This is a genomic window from Psychrobacter sp. T6-1, assembly GCF_052258445.1.
In genome coordinates this window covers 1-5,007 of sequence record NZ_JBQQFC010000178.1, presented here as the reverse complement: position 1 = coordinate 5,007, position 5,007 = coordinate 1, and the positions used below count along the sequence as shown (strand labels likewise).

General features: G+C 45.2%; 4 protein-coding genes. 2 read left to right on the top strand and 2 right to left on the bottom strand.

The window, feature by feature from the left end:
* The first annotated feature begins 94 nt into the window (after window positions 1–94).
* Window positions 95–730, top strand: a complete 636-nt coding sequence (locus ACTXGO_RS09520; RefSeq protein ID WP_443574213.1) for a BLUF domain-containing protein — start codon at window positions 95–97, stop codon at window positions 728–730.
* A gap of 86 nt (window positions 731–816) precedes the next feature.
* Here the strand turns inward: ACTXGO_RS09520 and ACTXGO_RS09515 are convergent, their stop codons facing one another.
* Window positions 817–2,319, bottom strand: coding sequence for an FAD-binding oxidoreductase (locus ACTXGO_RS09515; protein WP_443543578.1), 1,503 nt, complete (start codon window positions 2,317–2,319; stop codon window positions 817–819).
* A 279-nt stretch (window positions 2,320–2,598) separates the two neighbouring features.
* Here ACTXGO_RS09515 and serA point away from each other — a divergent pair, with 279 nt between their 5' ends.
* Window positions 2,599–3,825 (top strand): phosphoglycerate dehydrogenase, encoded by a 1,227-nt coding sequence (gene serA / locus ACTXGO_RS09510; protein ID WP_443543576.1) that lies wholly within the window; start codon window positions 2,599–2,601, stop codon window positions 3,823–3,825.
* A 97-nt stretch (window positions 3,826–3,922) separates the two neighbouring features.
* Here serA and trhO read toward each other — a convergent pair whose 3' ends face one another.
* The gene (gene trhO / locus ACTXGO_RS09505; RefSeq protein ID WP_443574211.1) at window positions 3,923–4,969 is read right to left on the bottom strand and encodes an oxygen-dependent tRNA uridine(34) hydroxylase TrhO; all 1,047 of its coding nucleotides are present in this window, start codon (window positions 4,967–4,969) and stop codon (window positions 3,923–3,925) included.
* Window positions 4,970–5,007 lie beyond the last annotated feature (38 nt).

The following is a 5,007-nucleotide window of genomic DNA, read 5'->3' as shown; positions in this document are numbered from 1 at the left end:
AGTTACTATTTTTTGATAGTTATTTACCTTTTTCTTTAGTATTTTATGAATCTGCGAACCATATAACAATTATAAGCTCCTTAGGATGTTATCTATGCCAATACCTCTAAACCATATGGAAACTGTCAAAAAGCTGAGCGATACGCCTAAGGATGGTTTGATCCAATTGGTTTATGTCAGTAACATGACGCTCAGATCACGTCTAAAGTCCTCTGTCTTTGACGAAGTTGAGGCGCATGCTCGCAGCTACAACCAGCAGCATGGCATAACGGGTACTTTGTGTTATGGCAACGGGCATTTTTTGCAGTGCTTGGAGGGCGAAAAAGATGAGATACTGACTCTGCAAGAGCGTATCTTTGCTGACGGACGTCATAAAGAGGTGCAGATACTGTCTCTAAAAAACATCAGTCAGCGCAGCTTTGAGGATTGGCGCATGCGCTTGCTATTTTTGGAGCGCTGGCTTTGGTCTCCTGCAACCAAAAAACAAGCCGATCAGCTCTCGCCTTTTTTACCTTTTGCGCCGCATGGCTGGACGCCCGATCGTACTGCGCAGTTTATTAATACTATCCAAACCTTTGATAATCCGCCGCATATAAAAGCAGCTGGTATTACCTACAATGCCATGGGTAATATGTTTAAGCACATTGCCGCGCCGCACCAAGCGTTTTTAATCGTTCAAGGATTTTTGGCAATATTGCTCGTTATAGGCCTCTACCTTTTAACCTATTAGTACGCTTTATATACAAATGACAAAACGAAAAAAGACGCTAAACGGTTAAGTCTAGCGTCTTTTTTATTTAGAACTAATCAAGACGCTTACATATCAAAAATCTTGCCGCGATTCATGATATTGTTGGGATCAAACACTTTTTTGACTTCTTTTAGGTACTCAATCTCAAGCGGACTGCGGCTATATTCCAAATATGGCTTTTTGGTCATGCCAACGCCATGTTCAGCGGATACCGAGCCGCCATATTTTTGCACGATTTCAAACACGTACTTATTAACGATTTGGCAAGCATCAAAGAACGCATCTTTGCTTAAGTGTTCAGGCTTTAAAATATTTAGATGCAAATTGCCATCACCGATATGACCAAACCAGCACACCTCAAAGTCAGGATAATTACGACTGACAACCTCGTCAATCTCAGCAATAAAATCAGGGACATGAGTGATTAACACGGACACATCGTTTTTGTACGGGGTAAAGACTGAGATAGTCTCAGAGATATACTCACGCAGTTTCCACAGCTCCGTCGCCTGAGCTATGCTTTGACTCATGACGCCATCAACGACCCAGCCCTCGCTCATACAGTGCTCAAATATCGCCATAGCCTTATCCATAATCGGCTCGTATGGCGCTTCAAATTCAAGTAGAGTATAAAATCGAGTACGCGATTCAAACGGCTCTTGCACTTGACCATGTGCCATGAGTTTATCGATTGCCACATCATCGAAGAATTCAAAGGCGGTCAAATCAATCTTTGCTTGAAAGGCTGATAGCACATTCATGACATCATCAAAGCTATCCATGCCTAGCACCATGACATTTAAGTCTTGCGGCGCACGATCCAGCTTAATTTGCGCATGAGTGACAAATCCAAGCGTACCTTCACTACCGATAAACAGCTGACGCAAATCATAACCTGTGGCATTTTTGACCATACCGCGGTTGAGGTGCAAGATATCGCCGCGACCAGTAACCACTGTCAACCCCATAATCCACTGGCGCGTCATACCATAACGTATGACTTTGATACCGCCTGCGTTGGTGCCGATATTGCCACCCATCTGGCTTGAGCCTGCTGATGCAAAATCGACAGGGTAGTACAGATCTTTGGACTTGGCAAATTGCTGAAGCTGCTCGGTGACTACGCCTGCTTCAATCTCAACCAAGCGATCAGCAGGATAAAATTTGCCGATACTATTCATCTTATCGAAGCTCACTACAATCTCGCCATTAGCTGCGACTGCGCCTGCCGATAGACCCGTACGTCCGCCGCTTGGGGTTAATACGACGTTATACTCATTCGCTAGCAGTACGATCGCTTGCACTTGCTCAGTGGTCTTAGGAAAGATAATAGCAGAGGCAGCAGGAGCAAAATGTTTGGTCCAGTCTTTACCCCAATGTACAAGGCTCTCGCTATCGGTCTTGATTTGACTGCTATCAAAGTTATGCGTAGTGATTAGAGCGTCTAGTATAGCTTGTACTGCTGCGCTATTCGCTGCTGGCGCAAGGTTTGGCTCATTGACCACAGCTTGGTCAGCGGCGTGAGTGCGCGCGTGGGCGGGCAGGTTTTCGGTGATCGATTCAGTCATAATAGTCTCGACTAGGTGCAAGGGTCATGTGTTGGACAAGTAACATAGCTGGTGTTTGATAACTTATAAACGTGCCCTAATATTAGCACATTACCAGTACATATTTAGAATGCGTTTGACCCTTTATAGGTCACTATTAGTCACAATATCTATAGCTTAATTCATATTATGCTCTAACACCTAGCGACAATTTTGTGTAAGATAAGCGCATTGTTTTTTATTCTCGTCGACTGTTTAGATTATGACAAACAGTGACTCCAATTATAGGGCAGGTCTCATATGGCATTATCACTACAAAAAGATAAAATCCGTTTTTTACTATTAGAGGGCGTCCATGACAACGCGCTAAAAGTATTAGAGGGCGCAGGATACAGCAATATTGAGTATCTGAGTCACGCACTAGATACGGACGAGCTGATCGAAAAGATTAAAGATGCGCACTTTGTCGGTATTCGCTCGCGCACGCAATTGACGCGTGACGTACTTGAGCACGCCAAAAAGCTTATCGGTATTGGCTGCTTTTGTATTGGTACTAACCAAGTAGATCTAGAGGCTGCACGTGAGATGGGTATCCCCGTCTTTAACGCGCCGTACTCTAACACGCGCTCAGTGGCTGAATTGGTACTGGCGGAAGCCATCATGCTGTACCGCGGTATCCCAGAAAAGAACGCTACTGTGCATCGCGGCGGCTGGGGCAAATCTGCTAAAAACTCACATGAAGTGCGCGGCAAAACTATCGGTATCGTCGGTTATGGCTCTATCGGCTCGCAGCTATCAGTACTCGCTGAGAGCTTCGGTATGAAGGTCATCTATCATGACGTCGTCACCAAATTGCCGCTAGGCAACGCCCATCAAGTTGGCAGCTTAGACGAGCTACTATCCACCGCTGATATCGTCACCTTGCACGTGCCTGATGTACCAAGTACACGCTATATGATGAAAAAAGAGCAGTTTGATCAGATGAAAGAGGGCAGCTACTTTATTAATGCGGCACGGGGTACTTGTGTTGAGATTGATGATTTGGCAGCGGCACTTGAGTCGGGTCGGGTACTCGGCGCGGCGATCGATGTATTCCCAAAAGAGCCAAAGTCTGCGGATGAAGAGTTTGAGTCACCACTGCGCAAATTTGATAACGTGATTTTGACGCCGCATATTGGTGGCTCAACACAAGAGGCACAAGAAAACATCGGCTTTGAAGTCGCTGAGAAGTTCGTTAAGTACTCAGATCAAGGTGATACAGCAACGGCGGTCAACTTCCCAGAGGTTTCAGTACCGTTCAAAGAGGGCTCACATCGCCTGCTGCATATCCACAAAAACGTTCCAGGCGTGCTGTCTCAAATCAACCGTCTGTTTGCAGAAGCGCACATCAATATCTTGGCGCAGAGCCTGATGACAGAAGGCGATGTTGGTTATTTGGTCATGGATGTTGATTACAATGATTCAACAGCCGCACTCGATCAGCTCAAAGACGTCGAAGAAACCATTCGCGTGCGTATTTTGTTTTAATCTAAAAGGTATAACAGTGCAATAAAAAAGAGAGACTAGTATAGTCTCTCTTTTTTATGGGTACTCTCTAAATCAAATAATATTTGTAGCGATACGCTTAGTTTGTCTGGTTAGTAGTATCTGCTTTGAGACGCGCCTCAACTTTAGCAGCTTTGCGCTTTTCGATAATGTCATTTACGTCGCTTCCGATATGCGTCTCACCGCGCTGCTTGGCAAGCTGCATCTGACGTTCACGCTCGCGAAAGCGCGCTTTTTGTGCGTCAGTCGCTTTGTCAATACAATGCGGGCAAGATTCACCTTTGACATAAGAGGCGCTATTCATATCATCTATAGTGATCGGCATACGACACGCAAAACACTGTTCATAGTCGCCTTTTTCTAGATCATGATTGACTGAGACGCGGTTGTCAAAGACAAAGCAGTCGCCTTGCCACATAGAGTCGCTGGCAGGTACTTCTTCTAAATACTTTAAAATACCGCCTTCTAAATGATAGACCTCCTCAAACCCTTGCTCGCGCAAATAAGCGGTTGATTTCTCACAGCGAATACCACCGGTACAGAACATCGCGACTTTTTTGTGTTTGCTAGGATCAAGCTCTTTTGCGACATACTCTGGAAACTCACGAAAGGTATCAGTATTAGGGTTGATAGCGTTTTCAAAGGTGCCGATTTGTACTTCGTAATCGTTGCGCGTATCGATCAGAGTTACATCTGGATCTGAGATCAGCGCATTCCAATCGGTAGGCTTCACGTAGCGCCCGACCGACTGTAGCGGGTCGATGTCTTCGACGCCCATAGTGACGATTTCTTTTTTGAGCTTCACCTTGGTGCGATAAAACGGCTGCTCGTTGGTATAAGACTCTTTAAACGTAAAGCTACCGATCGCGTCAATACTACGCAAATACTCTAAGACGTTATCGATGCACGGGCGTGTACCAGATATCGTACCGTTGATGCCCTCAGCAGCGATAAGTAATGTACCTTTGACATCGTTGTCCGTCATCTTATCAAGGATAGGCTGACGATAGGTTTCAAAGTCATTAAAGCGAGTAAATTTATACAAAGCGGCGACGACGATATTGTTAATTTCGCTATCGTAGGCGGGCGCTTGTTTTGAGGTTGTATTGTCTAAAGTTGTGCTCATACTGTCTCCTGCTGGCTAGGACGTAAACCTAGTGCAAT

Excerpts from the sequence above, each read along its gene's own strand:
- serA (WP_443543576.1), top strand. The coding sequence starts at position 2,599 with ATGGCATTATCACTACAAAAAGATAAAATCCGTTTTTTACTATTAGAG.
- trhO (WP_443574211.1), bottom strand. The coding sequence starts at position 4,969 with ATGAGCACAACTTTAGACAATACAACCTCAAAACAAGCGCCCGCCTAC.
- ACTXGO_RS09515 (WP_443543578.1), bottom strand. The coding sequence starts at position 2,319 with ATGACTGAATCGATCACCGAAAACCTGCCCGCCCACGCGCGCACTCAC.
- ACTXGO_RS09520 (WP_443574213.1), top strand. The coding sequence starts at position 95 with ATGCCAATACCTCTAAACCATATGGAAACTGTCAAAAAGCTGAGCGAT.